The sequence below is a fragment of the Pseudomonas sp. GQ91 genome, assembly GCF_059758795.1.
Genome location: NZ_JCAXED010000002.1, coordinates 106,180 through 127,913 on the forward strand (window position 1 = coordinate 106,180; position 21,734 = coordinate 127,913).

Annotated in this window: 19 protein-coding genes; 3 read left to right on the forward strand and 16 right to left on the reverse strand. The window is 60.6% G+C overall.

The features are described 5' to 3' along the window. Positions 1-3: 3 nt before the first annotated feature. The 3 genes from AC6CIA_RS02610 to AC6CIA_RS02620 all read left to right on the forward strand — a co-directional run bounded on the left by AC6CIA_RS02610 (position 4) and on the right by AC6CIA_RS02620 (position 3,627). On the forward strand, positions 4-681 hold the full coding sequence (locus AC6CIA_RS02610; protein WP_498310507.1) for a heavy metal response regulator transcription factor: 678 nt from the start codon (positions 4-6) through the stop codon (positions 679-681). After that, complete coding sequence (locus AC6CIA_RS02615) at positions 671-2,035, forward strand: heavy metal sensor histidine kinase (protein ID WP_498310508.1); 1,365 nt, start codon at positions 671-673, stop codon at positions 2,033-2,035. Before AC6CIA_RS02610 ends, AC6CIA_RS02615 begins: the two co-directional genes overlap by 11 nt. Before the next feature lie 98 nt (positions 2,036-2,133). Beyond that, positions 2,134-3,627 (forward strand): sensor domain-containing diguanylate cyclase, encoded by a 1,494-nt coding sequence (locus AC6CIA_RS02620; protein ID WP_498310509.1) that lies wholly within the window; start codon positions 2,134-2,136, stop codon positions 3,625-3,627. Positions 3,628-3,697: 70 nt separating this feature from the next. On the opposite strand, the gene lpxC is transcribed toward AC6CIA_RS02620, so the two are convergent. The 16 genes from lpxC to mraZ all read right to left on the reverse strand — a co-directional run bounded on the left by lpxC (position 3,698) and on the right by mraZ (position 21,582). Next, a complete protein-coding gene (lpxC, locus tag AC6CIA_RS02625; RefSeq protein WP_029297841.1) occupies positions 3,698-4,609 on the reverse strand; it encodes a UDP-3-O-acyl-N-acetylglucosamine deacetylase in 912 nt (303 codons plus the stop codon). 112 nt (positions 4,610-4,721) lie between these two features. Continuing rightward, positions 4,722-5,912, reverse strand: coding sequence for a cell division protein FtsZ (gene ftsZ, locus AC6CIA_RS02630; protein WP_169994570.1), 1,191 nt, complete (start codon positions 5,910-5,912; stop codon positions 4,722-4,724). Positions 5,913-6,072: 160 nt separating this feature from the next. Continuing rightward, on the reverse strand, positions 6,073-7,332 hold the full coding sequence (gene ftsA / locus AC6CIA_RS02635) for a cell division protein FtsA (protein ID WP_339528855.1): 1,260 nt from the start codon (positions 7,330-7,332) through the stop codon (positions 6,073-6,075). Positions 7,333-7,347: 15 nt separating this feature from the next. After that, entirely contained in the window at positions 7,348-8,214 is an 867-nt protein-coding gene (locus AC6CIA_RS02640) for a cell division protein FtsQ/DivIB (protein ID WP_339528856.1), read from the reverse strand. 4 nt (positions 8,215-8,218) lie between these two features. Continuing rightward, complete coding sequence (locus AC6CIA_RS02645; RefSeq protein ID WP_498310510.1) at positions 8,219-9,175, reverse strand: D-alanine--D-alanine ligase; 957 nt, start codon at positions 9,173-9,175, stop codon at positions 8,219-8,221. Further along, positions 9,172-10,617 carry a UDP-N-acetylmuramate--L-alanine ligase gene (gene murC / locus AC6CIA_RS02650; protein ID WP_498310511.1) on the reverse strand — a complete coding sequence of 482 codons (1,446 nt, stop codon included), beginning with the start codon at positions 10,615-10,617 and terminating at the stop codon, positions 9,172-9,174. Before murC ends, AC6CIA_RS02645 begins: the two co-directional genes overlap by 4 nt. Further along, positions 10,610-11,680, reverse strand: a complete 1,071-nt coding sequence (gene murG / locus AC6CIA_RS02655; protein WP_498310512.1) for an undecaprenyldiphospho-muramoylpentapeptide beta-N-acetylglucosaminyltransferase — start codon at positions 11,678-11,680, stop codon at positions 10,610-10,612. The genes murC and murG overlap by 8 nt, the downstream gene beginning before the upstream one ends. Further along, entirely contained in the window at positions 11,670-12,893 is a 1,224-nt protein-coding gene (gene ftsW, locus AC6CIA_RS02660; RefSeq protein WP_339528860.1) for a putative lipid II flippase FtsW, read from the reverse strand. Before ftsW ends, murG begins: the two co-directional genes overlap by 11 nt. After that, a complete protein-coding gene (gene murD / locus AC6CIA_RS02665) occupies positions 12,890-14,236 on the reverse strand; it encodes a UDP-N-acetylmuramoyl-L-alanine--D-glutamate ligase (RefSeq protein WP_498310514.1) in 1,347 nt (448 codons plus the stop codon). The genes ftsW and murD overlap by 4 nt, the downstream gene beginning before the upstream one ends. A 6-nt stretch (positions 14,237-14,242) precedes the next feature. Continuing rightward, positions 14,243-15,325 (reverse strand): phospho-N-acetylmuramoyl-pentapeptide-transferase, encoded by a 1,083-nt coding sequence (gene mraY / locus AC6CIA_RS02670; protein ID WP_339528862.1) that lies wholly within the window; start codon positions 15,323-15,325, stop codon positions 14,243-14,245. Continuing rightward, a complete protein-coding gene (locus AC6CIA_RS02675) occupies positions 15,325-16,695 on the reverse strand; it encodes a UDP-N-acetylmuramoyl-tripeptide--D-alanyl-D-alanine ligase (protein ID WP_498310515.1) in 1,371 nt (456 codons plus the stop codon). Before AC6CIA_RS02675 ends, mraY begins: the two co-directional genes overlap by 1 nt. Further along, complete coding sequence (locus AC6CIA_RS02680) at positions 16,688-18,151, reverse strand: UDP-N-acetylmuramoyl-L-alanyl-D-glutamate--2,6-diaminopimelate ligase (RefSeq protein ID WP_498310516.1); 1,464 nt, start codon at positions 18,149-18,151, stop codon at positions 16,688-16,690. The genes AC6CIA_RS02675 and AC6CIA_RS02680 overlap by 8 nt, the downstream gene beginning before the upstream one ends. Further along, positions 18,151-19,893 (reverse strand): peptidoglycan D,D-transpeptidase FtsI family protein, encoded by a 1,743-nt coding sequence (locus AC6CIA_RS02685; protein ID WP_498310837.1) that lies wholly within the window; start codon positions 19,891-19,893, stop codon positions 18,151-18,153. The genes AC6CIA_RS02680 and AC6CIA_RS02685 overlap by 1 nt, the downstream gene beginning before the upstream one ends. Continuing rightward, on the reverse strand, positions 19,893-20,186 hold the full coding sequence (gene ftsL, locus AC6CIA_RS02690; RefSeq protein WP_339528865.1) for a cell division protein FtsL: 294 nt from the start codon (positions 20,184-20,186) through the stop codon (positions 19,893-19,895). Before ftsL ends, AC6CIA_RS02685 begins: the two co-directional genes overlap by 1 nt. Beyond that, on the reverse strand, positions 20,183-21,130 hold the full coding sequence (gene rsmH / locus AC6CIA_RS02695; protein ID WP_498310517.1) for a 16S rRNA (cytosine(1402)-N(4))-methyltransferase RsmH: 948 nt from the start codon (positions 21,128-21,130) through the stop codon (positions 20,183-20,185). Before rsmH ends, ftsL begins: the two co-directional genes overlap by 4 nt. Continuing rightward, complete coding sequence (gene mraZ, locus AC6CIA_RS02700; protein ID WP_339528866.1) at positions 21,127-21,582, reverse strand: division/cell wall cluster transcriptional repressor MraZ; 456 nt, start codon at positions 21,580-21,582, stop codon at positions 21,127-21,129. The genes rsmH and mraZ overlap by 4 nt, the downstream gene beginning before the upstream one ends. Between the last annotated feature and the right edge of the window lie 152 nt (positions 21,583-21,734).

Consider the following 21,734-nt stretch of genomic DNA (forward strand, 5'->3'; position numbering starts at 1 on the left):
GTCATGCGCGTACTGATTATTGAAGACGAAGAAAAAACCGCTGATTACCTGCATCGCGGCCTGACCGAACAAGGCTATACCGTCGACGTGGCGCGTGACGGTGTCGAGGGGTTGCACATGGCGTTGGAGAACGATCACGCGGTGATCGTATTGGATGTGATGCTGCCTGGCCTGGATGGCTTCGGCGTATTGCGGGCACTGCGGGCGCGCAAGCAGACGCCGGTGATCATGCTCACCGCCAGAGAACGCGTGGAGGACCGCATTCGCGGCCTGCGCGAAGGCGCCGATGACTACCTGGGCAAGCCCTTTTCCTTCCTCGAACTGGTGGCACGCCTACAAGCCCTGACACGGCGTAGCGGCGGCCACGAACCGGTGCAAGTCAGTGTCGCCGACCTGTGGATCGACCTGATCAGCCGCAAGGCCAGCCGTGGCGGGGTTCGTCTGGATCTGACCGCCAAGGAGTTCTCGCTGCTCAGTGTCCTGGCGCGGCGCCAAGGCGAAATCCTGTCCAAGACGGCCATTGCAGAAATGGTCTGGGACATCAACTTCGACAGCGACGCCAATGTTGTCGAAGTGGCGATCAAACGCCTGCGGGCCAAGCTCGATGGGCCATTCGAACACAAGCTTCTGCACACAATTCGCGGCATGGGCTATGTGCTGGAGAACCGCAGTGTCGACTAACTCCATCGCCTTGCGCCTGAGCGGCATGTTTACCCTGGTGGCCCTGGTGATCTTCCTGCTGATCGGCGGCGCGTTGTATCAGCAAGTGGACCGTGGCCTCGGGCTGCTGCCAGGTGCCGAACTGGACGCTCGCTACAGCGTATTGGAGTCCTCGATCACGCGTTTCGGCACACCCGAGCACTGGGTGAAAATGACTGGGAAACTCAAGTTGCTGGGCGAGGAAGACAAGCGCATCCGCTTTTGGGTAGTAAGCAGCGATCCGGCCTATGAATACGGTGCCCCGGATGCGCGGATTCGCAAGGTCGCCGAAGGTCCGACCGGCAAGCGCGATTTGCATCTGCCGGGCTACACTCACCCGTTCAAAGTGCTGGTCAGCCAGTTCCCGGCCAAGGACCAGCGTCCGCCACTACGCTTCATGATAGCCATTGACACCGAGAATTTTCGCCACACCCAACAGCGGTTGCTGGTGGCCTTGATCAGCCTGGCGTTTGTCGGCGTGGCGCTCGCGTCAGTGCTGGGCTTCTGGGTCGCACGAATCGGCCTCAAGCCGCTGATCAAACTCTCGGATGAAGCACAGAAGCTGGCGCCCCCGAAACTCTCCGGACGCCTGCACCTGTCGCCGCTGCCGCCGGAACTCAAGCAATTCGTCAATGCCTTCAACTCTACCCTGGGCCGGGTGGAACTGGCCTACTCGCGCCTGGAATCGTTCAACGCCGATGTCGCCCACGAATTACGCTCACCGCTGACTAACCTGATTGGCCAGACACAAGTGGCGCTGACCCGTGGTCGCTCGGCGGAGCATTATTTCGAAGTCCTGCAATCGAATCTGGAAGAGCTGGAGCGGCTGCGGTCAATCATCAATGACATGTTGTTCCTGGCCAGCGCCGACCAAGGCAGCAAGGCGACCAAACTGATTGACAGCTCGTTGGCTGACGAGGTGGCGACCACTCTCGATTATCTGGATTTCATTCTTGAAGACGCGCAAGTTCGGGTACAGGTGACGGGAGATGCCCAGGTGCGGATTGAAAAAGCGCACTTGCGCCGGGCGCTGATCAACTTGCTGAGTAATGCTGTGCAGCATACAGCGCCGGGGCAGGTTATCGAGGTGTCGATCGAGGTGCAGGAACGTCAGGTCGCGATCGGGGTGACCAATCCTGGAGAACCGATTGCCAGCGAACATCTGCCGCGGTTGTTTGAGCGGTTTTATCGGGTGGATGCTTCTCGCAGTAACAGTGGGGCTAATCATGGATTGGGGTTGGCCATTGTCAAGGCCATTGCGTTGATGCACGGGGGGGATGTGTTTGTGCGAAGTGAAGAGGGTGGGAATACGTTTGGGATTGTTTTGCCGGTTTGATATTGAGGTTCTGAAGATGAATTTTCTTTTTCGCCAATGACTTAATTTTCAACGCGCCGAACTAAACTGCCATCATTGTTACCGCTGAAGTCAGTCCGATGAGTCAACGCCGCGCCCAAAACTTGCCTGCACGCCCGGAGCTATTGTTGATTCTGGGCAGTGGCCTCACTGTCGCGTTGATCATGATCATCATCGCCGTGCTGCTGATCCGCGAGCATGCCAGCACGTTACAGACCGCTCAGCGTTCCACCAACAACATCACCCAACTGATCAATGCAGATGTGCTGCGTAACGTCGAGCTGTATGACTTGGCGCTGCAAGGGCTGATTACAGCGGCGAGCCACGATTTGTCGCAAGTGCCGGCCGAGATTCGGCACCAACTGCAATTCGATCAGTCCATCGCGGCCCCCTACAAGGGGGAAGTCCTGCTGCTCGACAACGCCGGCCAGGTGATAGCCGACTCTTCTACGCTGACGCCCACGCCGCGCAATTTCGTCGACCGTGATTACTTCCAGACCCACCTGAAAAACCCCGAAGCGGGACTGTTCATCAGTCGCCCGTTCAAGATCCACTGCGAATGCGATCAAGTGTGGCGTATTGCATTCAGCCGCCGGGTGACCGGGCCCAATGGCGAGTTTGCCGGCGTTGCCGTGGCGAGCATGCGCCTGGCGTATTTCGACCAGTTGTTCAGCAGCCTGACCATCGGTAGCGGCAATACCATCAACCTGCTGAACAACCAAGGCATTTTGCTGGCCCAGCAACCATTGCTGGAAAGCAACATGATCGATAAAGACCTGAGTTCCCGCCCCAACTTCAAACGCATGTTGCAAGAAGGCAGTGGCAGCTTCAGGGCGGTCTCCGCGACCAGCGACACGTTGCGGCTCTTTACCTTTACCAATGTCGGACAATTGCCCTTGATCGTGGTGGTGGCCTTGTCCAACGACGACGTGTTCGCGGCGTGGAGGCGCGCGGCGTGGCTCACCGCTGGTGCCACCGGTGTGCTGTGTATCGGCCTTTTATGGCTGACTTGGATGTTGCGCCTGGAGCTGCGGCGGCGCTACCGCGCCGAGCAGGTCCTGTCAGAACTGGCAGCCACCGACGCCCTCACCGGCCTGGCCAACCGCCGCATCCTGGACCAGCGGCTGCGCCTGGAATGGGACCGCGCCCAACGCTCCAGCGAACCCTTGGCGCTGTTGATGATCGACGTTGACCACTTCAAGACCTTCAACGACCGCCATGGCCATCAGGCCGGTGACGACGCGTTGCGCAACGTGGCGCGGGTGATCGGCAATCACATCCGCCGTCCCGCCGATCTGGCGGCGCGTTATGGGGGAGAAGAATTTGCGGTGATCCTGCCGCATACCGACGCCAAGGGCGCCCGAGTGATCGCCGAGCATATCCGCGACCGCGTCGAAAACCTGCCCTGGGTGTCGGGAAGCGACGGACCGATTACCGTGAGTATTGGCCTGAGCACCTGGGACAAGCAGGGGCCGCCCTCCCTGGAGCAACTGCTGCTCAGTGCCGACCAGGCGTTGTATGCAGCGAAAAATGCCGGGCGCAACTGCACCGTTGACGCCAGGGCCCCCGGATAAGGGTTTATCCGGAACGAAAAAAAGGCCACCCGAAGGCAGCCTTTAAAAACTAAAGAAAGAGAGTTGTTACTTACACCGCCGCAACGGGACGCATGTAAGAGATCGGTGCGGTGCTGGCATCTTCGAAGGTCACGACTTCCCAAGCGTCTTTCTGCTCAATCAACTTGCGCAGGAGCTGGTTGTTCAGTGCATGGCCCGACTTGAAGCCTTTGAACTCGCCTATCAGGCTATTGCCCAGCAGGTAGAGGTCACCGATTGCATCGAGGATCTTGTGCTTCACGAATTCGTCTTCATAGCGAAGGCCGTCTTCGTTCAGTACACCATCCGCGTCGACCACAATGGCGTTTTCAACGCTGCCGCCGAGTGCGAGGTTGTGCTTGCGCAGGTACTCGATATCACTCATGAAACCAAAGGTACGGGCGCGGCTGACTTCTTTTACGAACGAAGTGCTGGAAAAATCCACGCTTGCACTTTGTGTGCGGTCACGGAATACCGGGTGATCGAAATCGATCTCAAAGCTCACTTTAAAGCCTTCGAACGGGACGAAGGTGGCGCGCTTGTCGCCGTCCTCCACTGTCACTTCCCGCAGAATGCGAATGAACTTCTTGGCTGCGTCCTGTTCTTCCAGGCCGGCAGATTGAATCAAGAATACGAAGGGTCCGGCGCTGCCATCCATGATTGGGACTTCGGACGCGGAGAGCTCGACGTAGGCGTTATCGATGCCCAAACCGGCCATGGCCGAGAGCAAGTGCTCCACCGTGTCCACTTTGACGTCACCGTTGACCAATGTGGTCGACATAGTGGTTTCGCCAACGTTTTCCGCGCGAGCAGGAATCTGCACCACAGGGTCCAGGTCGGCACGAACAAACACAATGCCGGTGTCGACAGGTGCGGGTTTGAGGGTCAGGTATACCTTCTCCCCGGAGTGCAGACCTACACCTGTGGCACGGATAATATTCTTCAGGGTGCGTTGTTTAATCATGGCTTGGACCGCTTCAGCGCAAATTGCGAACTGGTATCAACAAAGGCTGGCGATAATAGCAGACCAGACCTTTGCTGAACACCAATCACCTTCATAGCCCTGATACATTCCATTAATCGGCCTGACGACGCAAGAATGCCGGGATGTCCAGATAATCCAGATCATCTTGCGGATTCGGGCTACGGGATGCCGCAGCACCGGCCTGAGCCTGATTGCGCATCACGGTCGGACGATCCAGGTCACGATAGTTCACCGACGGCAGTTCCTGGCGAGCAGGCGCTGGAGCGGCAGCCGTGGCCTGGCTGGTGTGGACGGTATTGTCGATGACCTTCACAGGCTTCTCGATTTTTGCGCCCAGGCCAGTGGCAACCACCGTCACGTGCAGCTCGTCGCGCATGTCCGGATCGATAACGGTACCGACCTTGACCATCGCGTGCTCGGAAGCGAACGCCTCGATGATGCTACCCACGTCGGAGTACTCACCCAGGGACAGGTCCGGACCGGCGGTGATGTTCACCAGAATGCCGCGTGCACCTTGCAAGTTCACGTCTTCCAGCAACGGGTTGCGGATCGCCGCTTCAGTGGCTTCACGTGCACGGTTCGGACCGCTGGCGCAGCCAGTGCCCATCATCGCCATGCCCATTTCGCTCATCACGGTACGGACGTCGGCAAAGTCGACGTTGATCATGCCCGGACGCTTGATGATGTCGGAGATACCGCGAACGGCACCGGCCAGTACATCGTCAGCCTTGGCGAAAGCCGACAGCAGGCTGGCGTCCTTGCCGAGGATGGTCAGCAGCTTCTCGTTGGGGATGGTGATCAACGAGTCGACGCTTTCGGACAGCAGACGGATGCCTTCATCGGCGATCTGCATGCGCTTGCGGCCTTCGAACGGGAACGGACGGGTCACCACCGCGACGGTGAGGATCCCCATTTCCTTGGCCACTTCGGCAATGATCGGCGCAGCACCGGTACCGGTGCCACCGCCCATGCCGGTGGTGATGAACACCATGTTGGTGCCCTGCAGTACTTCCGCGATGCGCTCGCGGTCTTCCAGCGCGGCTTGACGGCCGACCTCCGGATTGGCGCCAGCACCCAGGCCCTTGGTCACCGCTGTGCCCAATTGCAGGATGGTGCGTGCACCGATGCTTTTGAGGGCCTGGGCATCAGTGTTGGCGCAGATGAATTCAACGCCTTCAATGTTGCTCTTGACCATATGGTTGACAGCGTTGCCACCGCCACCGCCGACGCCGATCACTTTGATGACCGGGCTGGCGGGGATGTTGTCTACGAGTTCGAACATTTTCCCTCTCCTTTCATTTCTCTAGTTTTTTCGCCTACTGCTTACAACGTATTTCATGCTGCTTTTGGTGCTGTAGAAGCTTCAAGTTGCAAGCTACAAGCCGCAGGTTTGAAACCCATACTTCTTGAAACTTGTAGCCTGCAACTTGCAGCTAACTTCGTTAGAAGTTGCCTTTCACCCAGGCTTGCAGGCGCTCCAGCAACGGCGCTTTGGCTTCGTCACTGCTATAGCTTTCGCGGCTGCCAATGCCCGACAGGGAAATGCCGTCGGTCTGCTTTTGCAGGCCGTACAACAGCAAGCCCACACCGGTGGAATAAATCGGGTTGCGCACCACGTCGCCCAGGCCTTTCACGCCATGGGGCACGCCCAGGCGCACCGGCATATGGAAGATTTCCTCGGCCAGTTCGACCGCGCCTTCCATTTTCGAGGTGCCACCGGTCAGCACGATGCCGGCCGGGATCAAATCTTCATAACCGCTGCGACGCAGTTCCGCCTGGATCAGGGTGAACAGTTCGTCGTAGCGCGGCTCGACCACTTCGGCCAAGGCCTGGCGCGACAGTTCGCGCGGTGGGCGGTCGCCCACGCTGGGCACCTTGATGGTTTCACCGGCGCCGGCCAGCTTGGCCAGGGCGCAGGCGTAACGGATCTTGATTTCTTCGGCGTACTGGGTCGGTGTACGCAGCGCCATCGCGATGTCGTTGGTGACCTGGTCGCCGGCAATCGGGATCACCGCGGTGTGCCGGATCGCACCTTCGGTAAAGATCGCGATGTCGGTGGTGCCGCCGCCGATGTCCACCAGGCACACGCCCAGTTCTTTTTCGTCGTCGGTCAGTACCGAGTAGGCCGAAGCCAGTTGCTCGAGGATGATGTCGTCGATTTCCAGGCCGCAGCGACGCACGCACTTTTCAATGTTCTGTGCCGCATTGACCGCGCAGGTCACCACGTGAACCTTGGCTTCCAGACGTACGCCGGACATGCCCAAAGGCTCGCGAACGCCTTCCTGGTTGTCGATCACGTAGTCCTGCGGCAGGGTGTGCAGCACCCGCTGGTCAGCCGGGATGGCCACGGCCTGGGCGGCGTCGAGTACACGTTCCAGGTCTGCCGAGCTGACTTCACGGTCGCGAATCGCGACGATGCCGTGGGAGTTCAGGCTGCGGATGTGATTGCCCGCCACGCCGACAAACGCCGAGTGGATCCGGCAGCCGGCCATCAGTTGCGCTTCTTCGATGGCGCGCTGGATCGATTGCACGGTGGATTCAATATTGACCACCACGCCCTTCTTCAGGCCCCGGGACGGATGCGTGCCGATTCCGACGATTTCCAGCGTGCCGTCGTCCGCGACCTCGCCTACCAGCGCCACCACCTTGGAGGTGCCGATATCGAGACCGACGATCATTTTGCCGCTTTGCACGTTTGCCATGGGTCCTGCCTCTTCTTAATTCTTCGCGACAGCGGGTTGCGCCGCCGTGGGCGCAGCCGGTTCCCGCCAGCCAACGGCCAGGCCGTTGGCGTAACGCAGGTCGATGCTCGCAATGTTCGTAATCTGTTCTTTCAAGGTTTTGTCATAGATGGCGATAAAGCGGCGCATCTTCTCCACCAAGCGGTCGCGTCCCAGCAACAACTCGATGCCCGGGCCGGAACTGCCGGCCCCGGTGGTCAAAAACCAGCTGCCCCGTTCACGCAATTCCAGTCGCGCGATGGAGAAACCCAGTGGCCGCAGCATCTGGCTCAAGTCCTGATACTGCTGCATCACTTGCTGCTGCGCCCGTTGTGGCCCGAACAACTGCGGCAAATGCTCGTAGTTGGCCAGTTCACGCGGGGTGAACGCCTGACCCTGGTTGTTCAACAGCGCTTCGTCACCCCAACGGGCCACGGGCAGTTGTTCTTCCAGGCGGATGGTCACCTGGTCCGGCCACACCCGACGTACTTCGGCATGGGCGATCCACGGCATCTGTTCCAATTCCGAACGCATCCCGGCCAGGTCGACGGTAAAGAAGCTGGCCGCCACAAAAGGGGCGATGCGCTGCTGCACGGCTTGCTGGCTGATGTAGCTCAAGTCGCCCTGCACGCTGATCTTGGTGATCGGGCGGTCGGCGTAAGGCAGCAGACGCTGGGCCCCTTCATAAGTGCCAAAGCCCAGCGCCACCAACAGCACCGGCCAGAACAAGGCCTTGAGAAAAGCAAAATTGGCTTTCGGCAGGCGCGCCGACATCGGCTCCTTGGCCACCATTCGGCTGGCACCACGCGGTACCGGCTTGCGGCCGGGTGCGGGTGGCTGATGACGAAGCGATGCGCCTTGCATGGTGTTAACCCCGCGCCTCAATGCTTGCCGCCAGAATGGCCAGCACCAACTGCTGGAAATCCAGTCCGGCCGCGCGTGCAGCCATGGGTACCAGGCTGTGATCGGTCATGCCCGGTGCGGTGTTGACTTCCAGGAACCAGAAATTCCCTTGGTCATCCTGCATCACGTCTGCCCGCGCCCAACCGGCGATACCCAGCGCCTCACAGGCTTTCGCCGTAAGGTCCATCAATTCCTGCTCTTTGGTTGCGTCAAGGCCGCACGGGATCCGGTACTGAGTATCGGAAGCCAGGTACTTGGCGTCGTAGTCGTAAAAGGAATGGGGTGTGCCCAGCGCGATAGGCGGCAATACCTGGTCACGAAGCGTCGCGATGGTGAACTCGGGACCGGAGATCCACTGTTCCACCAACACTTGCGAATCGTAGGTACTTGCCGCTTTCCATGCGTCGATCAATTCGGCGGCCGAGTTCACTTTAGCCATGCCGATACTGGAGCCTTCATGGGCAGGTTTGACGATCAAAGGCAGGCCCAGTTCCTCGGCGGCGCAAATACAATCGTCTTCACTGCGCAGAACGCTGTGACGCGGGGTCGGAATGCCCAGGCTGTGCCACACCTGCTTGGTGCGCAACTTGTCCATCGCCAGGGCCGACGCGAGAATACCGCTGCCGGTGTAAGGAATGCCTGCGCACTCCAGCAGACCCTGCATGCTGCCGTCTTCACCGCCACGGCCATGCAGGATAATGAACGCACGATCGATTTTCTCGGCCTGCAGGCGCGCCAGGAAATCATCGCCCACGTCGATGCCGAAAGCGTTCACGCCGGCACTTTGCAACGCTTCAAGCACGGCATTGCCGGATTTCAACGACACTTCGCGCTCGGCGCTCTTGCCGCCGAACAACACCGCGACCCTGCCGAAGTCGGCGGGCTGGACGGTGGAAAACAGGGAGCCGTAGTCAGTGCTCATTTCGACTTCCCCTGCGCAGCGGCGAACAGCGGGCTTGCCAGCAGTTTCGGTGCAAGGCCGCCGATATCACCGGCGCCCTGGCACAGCAGGATGTCGCCAGCGCGCAGCAGCGGCTTGACCAGCGGTGCGAGGTCGACACCGCGTTCGATGTAGATCGGGTCCAACTGACCGCGCTGGCGGATGCTGTTGCACAGTTTGCGGCTGTCGGCACCGGGGATCGGTTCTTCACCGGCCGGATAGACTTCCATCAGCAACAAGACGTTGGCGTCAGCCAATACATTCACGAAGTCGTCGTACAGGTCGCGGGTGCGGCTGTAGCGGTGCGGCTGGTAGACCATCACCAGGCGACGCTCCGGCCAGCCGCCGCGCACGGCCTTGATCACCGCGGCCACTTCAGTCGGGTGGTGACCATAATCGTCGACCAGCATCACGTCGCCGCCTTCCACCGGCAACTGACCGTAGACCTGGAAGCGCCGGCCGACACCGGCAAACCCCGACAAGCCTTCGACGATGGCTTCATCGCTGACGCCTTCATCGGTAGCGATGCAGATAGTCGCCAGGGAGTTGAGCACGTTGTGGTTACCGGGCATGTTCACCGATACATCCAGCGGCTCGCGGTCAGGGCGCAACACGGTGAAGAACGTCTGCATGCCTTTCTGGCGCACATTGATCGCACGCACGTCGGCGTCTTCGCTGAAGCCGTAGGTCACGGTCGGACGCTTGACCTGGGGCAGGATTTCACGCACGACCGGATCGTCCAGGCACACCACCGCCAAACCGTAGAACGGCAGGTTGTGCAGGAACTCGACGAAGGTTTTCTTCAACTTGTTGAAGTCGCCGTCATAGGTCGCCATGTGGTCGGCGTCGATGTTGGTCACTACGGCCACCAGCGGCTGCAAGTGCAGGAAGCTGGCATCGCTTTCATCGGCTTCGGCGATCAGGTAACGACTTGAACCCAACTGTGCATTGGTGCCTGCTGCATTCAGCCGGCCACCGATCACGAACGTCGGGTCCAGGCCGCCCGCGGCAAACACCGAGGCGATCAGGCTGGTGGTGGTGGTCTTGCCGTGGGTGCCCGCAACAGCGATGCCGTGGCGGTAGCGCATCAGTTCGGCGAGCATCTCGGCACGCGGCACCACAGGAATGCGGCGCTCGAGCGCAGTCGCGACTTCCGGGTTGGAGGTGTTCACTGCACTGGAAACCACCAGTACATCGGCTTGCGCGGCGTTCTCGGCGCGGTGGCCGATAAATATCTGCGCACCGAAAGACTCCAGCCGCTCGGTGACCGGCGAGGTTTTCAGGTCGGAACCGGAAACCTGATAACCCAGGTTCAGCAATACCTCGGCGATCCCGCACATGCCCACACCGCCGATCCCGACGAAGTGGATGCGACGGATGCGGCGCATTTCCGGTTGCGGCATGGCTTTTTGATTCTCAACCATGGGCCACCTCCAGGCAGATATCGACCACGGTACGGGTGGCATCAGGTTTGGCCAGGCGGCTTGCGGTGCTCGCCATGTTATTGAGTCGTTCCGGTTGCATCAAAACCTCGGTCAGGCGTGCGGCCAAATCGGCGGCGCCAGTCGTTCTTTGCGGCAGCAGGAAGGCAGCGCCCTCCCCGGCCAAATATTCGGCGTTGCGGGTCTGGTGATCGTCGATGGCATGGGGCAAAGGCACCAGCAAGGACGGCAGACCGGCTGCAGCCAATTCACTGACGGTCAACGCACCTGCGCGACAGACCACCAGGTCGGCCCAGCCATAGGCGTGGGCCATGTCGTTGATGAAAGGCTGTACGTTCGCCTCGACCCCGGCATCGCGATAGCGCCCGGCGGTGACTTCATCGTGATTCTTGCCGGCCTGATGGAAGATTTCGGGACGCAGTTCCAAGGGCAGTTGCGACACGGCTTCAGGCAGCAATTTGTTCAGCGGCTCGGCGCCCAGGCTGCCGCCCAGGATCAGCAGATGCGCCCTACGCCCGGTCAGGGCCTGGCGGGCAATATCCATGAACAACTCGGTACGCACCGGATTCCCGGTGGTACGGCGCTTGTCCATGGCAGCAAAGGTGTTCGGGAAAGCCTCGCAAACCCGTGCGGCCAATGGCGCCAACAAGCGGTTGGCGGTCCCGGCAACGGCGTTTTGCTCGTGCACGATCACCGGCACGCCGGCCAAACGCGCCGCAACGCCCCCAGGACCGGTCACGTAGCCGCCAAAGCCCAGTACGCAAACCGGCTTCAGCTCACGGATCACTTTGCGCGCCTGCCAGACCGCGTTGAGCAATACGAATGGCGCCTTGAGCAGGGACAGTTTGCTCTTGCCGCGCAGACCACTGACGTTGATCAAATGCAGCGGCAAACCGGCATTCGGCACCAGTTCATTTTCAATCCCGCGCGGCGTGCCCAGCCAATGCACGCTGTAGCCACGGGCCTGGAACTCGCGGGCACACGCCAGCGCCGGGAACACGTGACCGCCGGTGCCGCCGGCCATGATCAGCACGTTAGCGCCCATGGGTCGGCTCCTCGGCAAAGTCACTTTCGCTGAATTCCATCTCTTCACTGCCCAGGTGGGTGCGACTCTCCCATTCGATACGCAGCAACAAGCCAAGACAGGCGCAGCAAATCACCAGGGAACTGCCGCCATAACTGAGGAATGGCAAGGTCAGGCCCTTGGTCGGCAGCAGGCCGACGTTTACACCGATGTTGATCAGGAACTGGCCGATCCACAGGAACGCCAGCCCGTACGCCACGTAAGCGGCGAAGAATTGCTTGGCCTTTTCGGCCCACAGGCCGATGTACATGGCGCGCACGCACACGAACACGAACAACCCGACAGTGACGAGGGAACCGACCACACCCAGCTCTTCGGCGAGTACCGAGAACACAAAGTCGGTGTGGGCTTCCGGCAGGTAGAACTGTTTCTGCACGCTGTTACCCAAGCCGACACCCAGCCACTCACCGCGCCCGAAAGCGATCAAGGCCTGGGTCAACTGGTAACCGGAACCGAACTGGTCGGCCCACGGATCGGTAAAGGTGATCAGTCGCGCCATCCGGTAGGGTTGCGCCTGCACCAGTATCGTCACCGCGGCGACCGCCAGGCCGACCATCAAGGCAAAGCGGAACAAGCCCACGCCGCCCAGGAACAGCATCGCCGCCGCAGCGCCCATCATCACGACGGTGGCACCAAAGTCCGGTTCCATCAGCAACAGGCCGGCCATGGGCAACAGCACGATGAAGGGCTTGAAGAACCCCATCCAGCTTTCCCGCACCTCTTTCTGGCGACGTACCAGGTAGCCCGCCAGGTAGATCACCACGAAGACCTTGGCGATTTCCGACGGCTGAACGTTAAAGGCGCCAAAGCCGATCCAGCGCATCGAGCCATTCACTTCACGGCCGATGCCGGGAATGATCACCATCACCAGCAGGCCGAACGCCCCCAGCAGCATCAGCCAGCCCAGGCGCTGCCAGGTGGCGATAGGCACCATCATCGTGACAATGCAGGTGCCGAGGCCGATCACCAGGTAAATCAGGTGGCGGATCATGTGGTACAGGGTGTTGCCCGATTGCACGGCGGCCACTTCCGAGGACGCCGAGGTGATCATCACCAGGCCCAGGCCCAGCAATGCCAGGCAGCCGGCGAGCATCGGAAAGTCGAGGTCGATACCACGCCCGGTAATGATCGGCGATGGATAGGGCTTGATGATATTTTTGAGGTCGAGGCTCATGCCAGGTCCTCCACGGCGCGAGCGAACAACTGACCGCGCTCTTCATAATTCTTGAACATGTCGAAACTGGCGCAGGCCGGGGACAACAGCACCGCATCACCCGGCCGGGCCAAAGCACGGCATTGGGCGATGGCGTCATCCAGGGACCGCGCGCGCACCTGCTCAACCGCATCGCCAAGCGCGGCGGCGATCAGGTCGCAATCGCGCCCCATCAGCACCACGGCGCGGCAATGCTCGGCCACCGGACCTTTAAGGTCCTTGAAGTCGGCGCCCTTGCCGTCACCGCCGGCAATCAACACCAGCTTACCGTCGATGTCAGCGCCGAGCCCTTCGATCGCCGCCAATGCCGCGCCGACGTTGGTCGCCTTGGAATCGTTGTAATAACTCACGCCATCCAGGTCACGCACCCATTGGCAGCGGTGCTCCAGGCCGCCAAAGGTGCGCAGGCTCGAGAGCATCGCGTCAAACGGCAACCCCACCGCGTGACCCAGCGCCAGCGCCGCCAAGGCATTGGACTGGTTGTGGGCGCCACGGATTTTCAGTTCGCGCACAGGCATCAGGTTCTGGAATTCGAAGGCCAGGTATTTCTCGCCGCCTTCTTCACGAATGCCAAAGGCCTTGAAATCGGGTTTGCTCAAGCCAAACGTCCAGCACGGCAGGCCTTCACCCATCAGCGGACGGCTCAGGGCATCCTGACGATTGACCACCACCTGGCGTGCGCCGCGAAAGATCCGGTGCTTGGCCAGGTGATACGCCGGCAGGCCGCTGTAGCGGTCCATATGGTCTTCGCTGACATTCAACACGGTCGCCACTTCAGCATTCAGGTGATCAGTGGTTTCCAGCTGGAAGCTCGACAGCTCCATCACGTACAACTCGACGTCGTCGCTGAGCAGGTCCAGCGCCGGCGTGCCGAGGTTGCCGCCCACCGCAACGCGTTTACCGGCCGCGATTGCCATGTCGCCGACCAGGGTCGTCACGGTACTTTTGGCATTGGAGCCACTGATGGCGACGATGGGCGCCTTGGCGTTACGCGCAAACAACTCGATATCGCCGGACAGCTTCACGCCTCGGGCCGCCGCCGCTTGCAGGGCGGGCGTCGCCAATGCCAGGCCGGGGCTCACGTAAAGCTCGTCGGCGCGGCACAAAAACTCGACATCCAGCTCGCCACAACGCACTTCCACGTGCGGGTAGTCACGGCGCAGCGTGACCAGCTCCGGTGGATTTTCCCGCGTATCGGCGACGGCAAACGACGTGCCCCGGTTCGCCAGGAAGCGAACCAGGGACATGCCGCTCTTGCCGAGGCCGACAACGATGCGGAAGTGGTCAGAAGCGATCAGGGACACGCGTTTCTACCTCAGCTTCAGGGTGGCAAGGCCGACCAGTACGAGAATCACGGTGATGATCCAGAAACGGACGATCACACGCGGCTCAGGCCAGCCCTTGAGTTCAAAGTGGTGATGAATCGGCGCCATGCGGAACACGCGGCGCCCGGTCAATTTGAAGGAGGCTACCTGGATCACCACCGACAGGGTTTCCATCACGAACACACCGCCCATGATGAACAGCACAATTTCCTGGCGCACGATCACCGCGATCGTGCCAAGGGCCGCGCCCAGCGCCAGTGCGCCTACGTCCCCCATGAACACCTGCGCCGGATAGGTGTTGAACCACAGGAAACCAAGGCCCGCGCCGATCAATGCGCCGCAGAACACGATCAACTCGCCCGCCCCCGGCACATACGGAATCAACAGGTATTCGGCGAACTTCACGTTACCCGACAGGTAGCAGAAAATGCCCAGGGCGCCACCGACCATCACGGTCGGCATAATGGCCAGGCCATCGAGGCCATCGGTCAGGTTGACGGCGTTGCTGGAGCCGACGATCACGAAGTAGGTCAGCACCACAAAGCCAACGCCCAACGGGATGCTGGCGTCCTTGAGCATCGGCAGGATCAGGGTGGTTTCCACCGCGCTCGGGGCCGTCATATAAAGGAAGATCGCCGCGCCCAGGCCGAATACCGATTGCCAGAAATACTTCCAGCGGCTTGGCAGCCCCTTGGAATTCTTCTCGATCACCTTGCGATAGTCATCTACCCAGCCGATGGCACCGAACAGCAAGGTCACCAGCAGCACCACCCAGACGTAGCGGTTAGCCAGATCGGCCCAGAGCAAGGTACTGATACCGATGGACGACAGGATCAACGCACCGCCCATGGTCGGGGTACCGGACTTTGACAGGTGCGACTGTGGGCCATCGTTGCGCACCGACTGACCAATCTGCAGGCTCTGCAGGGTGCGGATCATCCATGGCCCCAGGAACAGCGACAAACACAGCGCGGTCAGCACACCCAGAATCCCGCGCAGGGTCAGGTACTGAAAGACCGCGAAGCCTTTGTGGAACTGTTGCAGATACTCAGCCAGCAGCAGCAGCATTAATGTTTCTCCGTACTTGAGCCACACAAGGCCACGACGACGTTTTCCATCACCGCGCTGCGCGATCCCTTGATCAAAATAGTGGTGTGTTGTTCTTGTTCGGCCCCAAGCAGGGCCTGGATCAGTTCGGCCTGGCTGGCAAAGTGCTGCGCGCCGGCACCGAAGGCTTTTACGGCGTGGAACATGTTCGGGCCGACGGCGTAAAGGGCGTCGACCTTGCCGGTCGCATAGGCACCGACTTCACGGTGAGCCTGTTCAGCCCAATCACCCAGTTCGGCGATATCGCCAAGGACCAGCACCTTGCGCCCCGCAAAACCATTGAGCAGGTCGATGGCGGCGCAGATCGAGGACTGGTTGGCGTTGTAGGTGTCGTCGATAACGCGCATGCCATTGGATGACAGCTGCGCTACGGTGCGCCCCTTGACTGGCTGCACCGCGCCAAGACCGGTGGCGATACCGAACAGCGACACGCCCAGGACTTGAGCAGCGGCAGCGGCAGCCAGGGCGTTGGCGACGTTGTGGTTGCCCAGCAGGTTCAATTGCACATGTTCCTCGCCTTGCGGGGAATGCAAGGTAAAGGATGGGCAGCCGCGGGCGTCGACACTGATATTCGAGGCATGGAAATCGGCGGCGGCGTTGTCCACCGAGAAACTCGACACCTTGCGGCCGGCAGCACGCGCACGCCAGGTTTCAAAGGCTTTGTCGTCAAGATTGAGGATGGCGGTGCCGCAAGCGTCGAGCCCTTCAAGAATTTCGCCCTTGGCCTCGACGATCTTCTCAGGCCCGCCAAACTCGCCAACATGGGCGGTGCCAGCGTTACTGATAATAGCGACGTGCGGCCGGGTCATGGCTACGGTGTAGGCAATTTCACCGATGCGCGAGGCGCCCAGCTCGATCACCGCCGCCGTATGTTCCGGGGCCAGCTCCAGCAGGGTCAACGGTGCGCCAAAGTCATTGTTCAGATTGCCACGGGTGGCGAGTACCGGTCCGCGCGTACGCAGGATACCCGCCAGCAACTCCTTGACCGTGGTTTTGCCGCTGGAGCCGGTGATCGCGGCAACCGGCTGGGTGAAGGCGTCACGGTTCAGGGCGCCCAGTTGGCCCAGGGCCAGGCGGGTATCGGCCACGAGCAATTGCGGCAATGCCGAGTCAGCGACCTCGCGCTGCACCAGGGCACCGACCGCGCCTTTTGCGGCGACGTCATTCAAATAGTCGTGACCGTCGAAACGTGGCCCGGCCAGGGCAACGAACAGTTGCCCCGGTTTGATCGCACGGCTGTCGATGCTGACGCCCTCAAAGGCGCAATCGCTGGACAACAGGCGGGCCGACAGCGCTTGAGTCAATTCGCTGAACTTCATGGCTTTAAGCATGGGCGGCCTCCCACGCGGTCAAGGCGTGGTCGGCCTCCACCAGATCGGAGAAAGCATGACGTTCGCCGTTGATTTCCTGGTAGTCCTCGTGGCCCTTGCCCGCCAGCACCACCACATCATCGACAGCGGCGCTGGCGATCACTTGAGCGATAGCCGCGCCGCGACCGGCAACAAAGGTCACTTGAGCGGCGTCTTTGAAACCCGCGCGAATGTCGTCGAAGATCCGGCTCGGGTCTTCGCTGCGAGGATTGTCGTCAGTCACCAGCACAGCGTCCGCGAGTCGCTCGACAATTTCGGCCATCAACGGGCGCTTGCCGCGATCACGATCGCCACCGCAGCCGAACAGGCACAACAATTTGCCCTTGGCATGAGGACGCAGGGCCTGCAAGACTTTTTCCAGTGCATCCGGCGTATGCGCGTAATCGACCACCACCAACGGCTGAGTGCCACCACCGAGGCGCTGCATACGACCAGCCGGGCCTTCGAGCCTGGGGAGTACGCGCAGGATTTCGTCCAGGGCGTAATCCAGGCCGAGCAAAGCGCCGATGGCCGCGAGCACGTTGCTCAGGTTGAAACGTCCGAGCAAGGTACTGCGCAAATGATGTTCGCCCTGCGGCGTTACCAGCGTGGCGCGCACGCCTTCATCATTGAATTGGGCCTCGCGGCAATACAGGTAAGCGCTGGAGTCTTCCAGGCTGTAGCTGATCAGGCGCGATTCGCTATTTTCAGCCGCCAAGCGGCGACCGAACTCATCGTCCAGGTTCACCACGCGGCACTTCAGATCATTCCAGCCAAACAGCTTGGCCTTGGCGGCGGCGTATGCCTCCATGGAACCGTGGTAGTCCAGGTGATCGCGGGACAGGTTAGTCATCACTGCCACGTCGAACGCCAGTGCCGTCACCCGTCCCTGGTCGAGGCCGTGGGACGACACTTCCATCGCGACAGCCTTGGCGCCGACCTTCTTCAGGTCAGCCAGGGTCGCCTGGACCGCGATCGGATTGGGCGTGGTGTGCAGGCCGCTTTGCAGCGCGCCATAAAAGCCGCTACCCAGTGTACCGACGATGCCGCAGCGCTGTCCCAGCAGATCAAGGGCCTGGGCCACCAATTGAGTGACGCTGGTCTTGCCATTGGTGCCGGTGACGCCGATCAAGTTGAGCTGGCGGCTGGGATCACCGTAAAAACGTCCGGCGATATCCGACAGCTGTGCCGCCAGGCCCTTGACCGGAATCAAGGGCACATCGGTGATCGGCAACACGGTCGCGCCATCCACTTCATAGGCCACGGCGGCCGCGCCGCGCTGCAAGGCGTCGGCGATGTGAGCACGACCGTCGAACTTGCCGCCCGGCACGGCCAGGAACAGATCACCGGCGCGTACGGTACGGCTATCCAGACTCAATTCGCGAATCAGCAGATCACGTCCAGCGTGGGCGAATATCTTGTTCAGGCTAAGAGACATCAGCCGCGCCCTCCATCGGTTTTTGCGACAGCTGCGGGCGGCCCGGCGTTGGCTTGCTGGGTGGGCGGCAGATCATCCGGGGTAATATTCATCAGGCGCAGGGTGCCGGACATCACTTTGCTGAACACCGGCGCTGAAACCAGGCCACCGAAGTAGCCGGCCTTGCTCGGCTCATCAATGACCACCACAACGGCGTAACGCGGATCGCTCATGGGACCGAAACCGGCGAACAGCGAACGGTAGGAGTTTTCTGCGTAGCCCTTGACGCCCACCGAAATTTTACGCGCGGTGCCCGACTTGCCCGCCACGTGATACGCAGGCACCTTGGCTCGGAACACACCGCGCGGCGCTTCGATGACTTGCTGCAACATCGATTGCACGGTCTTGGCGACGTTTTCCGGGATGACCTGCTCGGATTTCGGCGCCTCGTCCAGATGGATCAAGCTCAGCGGCGTCATCCGACCGTTGTTGGCCAGCACCGCAAAAGCGTGGGCCAATTGGATGGCGGTCACGGACAAGCCGTAGCCGTAGGACAGGGTCGCGGTTTCGGCCTTGCGCCAATCGCGGTAGTTCGGCAGGTTTCCGACGCGTTCGCCCGGGAAGTTAAGGCCGGTCGGCTGGCCCAGACCGATTTTCTGCGCCAACTGGTAAATGGATTCGCCGCCAATATCGAAGGCGACCTTGCTCATGCCGACGTTACTCGAGTTGATGAGGATGCCGGTCAAGTCCAGTACCGGACCTTCGCCGCGAGACACGTCACGAATCGTGTATTTGCCTATCTTCAAGGTATAGGGGAACACCTCGACCTTGTCGGCTGGTTTCCAGCGTCCGGTTTCCAGGGCAGCGCTCATGGAGATGGCTTTCATCGTCGAGCCCGGCTCGAACACGTCGATCATGGCGCGGTTGCGCATCATCGCCGGTTGCAGGTTACGACGGTTGTTCGGGTTGTAGGTCGGCTGGTTGACCATGGCGAGGATCTCGCCGGTCTTCACGTCCATGATCACCAGGCTGCCAGCCTTGGCGCCGTTCTCGATGATGGCGTTACGCAGTTCGCGGTTGGCCAGGTACTGCAGGCGCAAGTCAATCGACAACGCCAAGGGCTTTCCAGCCTTGGCGTTTTTGGTGACCTGCACATCCTTGATCAATCTGCCGCGCCGATCCTTGATGACCTGGCGTTTGCCGGGAACCCCAGCGAGCCACTCATCGTAGGCCAGCTCGACCCCTTCACGACCGCGGTCATCGATATCGGTGAAACCCACCATATGCGCGGTAGTTTCGCCAGCCGGATAGAAACGCCGAAACTCCTCGATGCCATAGACACCGGGGATTTTCAGGTCAAGCACATGCTGGCCTTGTTCGGGGGTCAAGCCACGCACCAGATAGATGAACTCTTTACTGGCCTGGGCTTCCAGGCGCGCCTTCAAGGCTTTCGGGTCCTGATCCAGCGCCGTCGCCAATTCCGTCCATTTGTTTTTGGCGACCTGCAGTTCCTTGGGGTTGGCCCACAAGGTGGTTACCGGCGTACTGACAGCCAGGGGCTCGCCATTACGGTCGGTAATCAGGCCGCGATGCGCGGGGATCGGGATATGCCGCAAGCTACGGGCATCGCCCTGGCTGATCAGGAAGTCCCGATCCACCACTTGCAGGTCGATAATGCGCCAGACAATCGCGCCCACCATCAATGCCAGCAAGCCCAGCACCAGACGGAAACGCCACGGGTAGAGCGCGCCTTCAAGTTTCATCATGGCGCCACCATGCGAACTTCTGCAGCGCCCGGGATATGCATCTTCAATTGTTCAGTGGCCAACACCTCGATGCGGCTGTGCGCCGTCCAGGTGCTTTGCTCGAGAATCAGCCGACCCCATTCCGCCTGCGCCTTGTCGCGCACACTCAATTCCCCGTACAGGGAATTGAGCAATTGGCGGTTCCAGTGGGCGCTGTAGGACACGGCAATCGCGGACAGCAGCACGCCAACGAATAACAGCAACATAAAGAAGCTGCCGCCCGGCAGGGGCTTGGCGAAAAGCCTGCTCACCGTAGCTTCTCCGCGACACGCATGACAGCGCTACGGGCGCGTGGGTTGGCCTTGAGCTCGGCTTCGGAAGCGAACTGCGCCTTGCCATGGATTTTGATTTTCGGCGCAAAGGCCTCGAAACGCACCGGCAGGTTACGTGGCAGGTTGTCGGATTCGCCCTTGACCAGGCGTCGCATGAACAATTTGACGATACGGTCTTCCAGGGAGTGGAAGCTGATCACCACCAGACGACCGCCCACTTCCAAGGCTTCCAGCGCGGCTTCGAGGCCGGCCTCCAGATCGCCCAGCTCGTTGTTGACGTGAATGCGCAGGCCTTGAAATGCCCGGGTGGCCGGGTTTTTACCTTTTTCCCACGCAGGATTGGCGACCTTCAGCACTTCGGCGAGGTCGGCAGTGCGTTCAAAGGGCTGGACTTCCCGGCGCTCGACCACGGCACGCGCCATGCGACCGGCGAAACGCTCTTCACCGTATTCCTTGAACACCCGGGCGATTTCTTCCACTGGCGCGGTGGCGATGAACTGCGCGGCACTGACACCCCGCGACGGATCCATGCGCATATCGAGCGGACCGTCGTTCATGAAACTGAAGCCGCGCTCCGGGTCATCCAGCTGCGGCGAGGACACGCCCAGATCGAGCAGGACCCCGGCCACCTTGCCCGCCATGCCGCGCTCGGCCACTTCGGCACCCAGCTCGGCAAAGCTGCGCTGCACAACGACAAAGCGGCCGTCTTCGGCCGCTAGCGCTTGCCCGGTGGCAATCGCTTGAGGGTCTTTGTCAAACCCGAGCAGTTTACCCTCGGGCCCGAGCTGGCTGAGTATCAACCGACTGTGCCCGCCCCTGCCAAAGGTCCCGTCCAAATAGCAGCCATCCGCGCGTACGGCGAGAGCCTCGACGGCTTCGTCAAGCAGTACGGTGATGTGGTTAAAGCCGCTATCAATAGTCACAGGATCAAATCACGCAGTTCGTCAGGCATGGCGCCCGGTTGTTGAATAGCCGCCAGGTCAGCTGCAGAAACAGCATCCCAGGCACCTTCGTCCCACAGTTGGAACTTGTTCAGTTGGCCTACCAGCATCGCGCGCTTATCCAGGTTGGCGTATTCGCGCAAACGCGGCGGGACCAGGAAACGACCACTGCCGTCGAGTTCAAGATCGACGGCATTACCAATCAGCAAGCGTTGCAGGCGGCGGTTTTCTTCACGCAATGAAGGCAAGGCACGCAACTTGGTTTCAATCAGTTCCCACTCATCGAGGGGGTAGACACACAAACAGGGGTCTACGGCATCGATCGTGATGATTAACTGCCCGGAACTTCGCGAAATGAGCTCGTCACGATACCGGCTCGGCATGGCGAGACGGCCTTTTGCATCGAGACTGATAGCGTTAGCTCCGCGAAACACAGCTGCGTTTCTCCAAATTTTAGCGTTTTACGTTCAAAAAACCCACTTTGTGCCACTTTCCGCCACTTGCGCACACTATAGGAATGCGCCCACCACACCGTCAAGGCGCGGATTAAAGGAAAAGCCTTACAGAACGGAGATTTAGGAGCGTA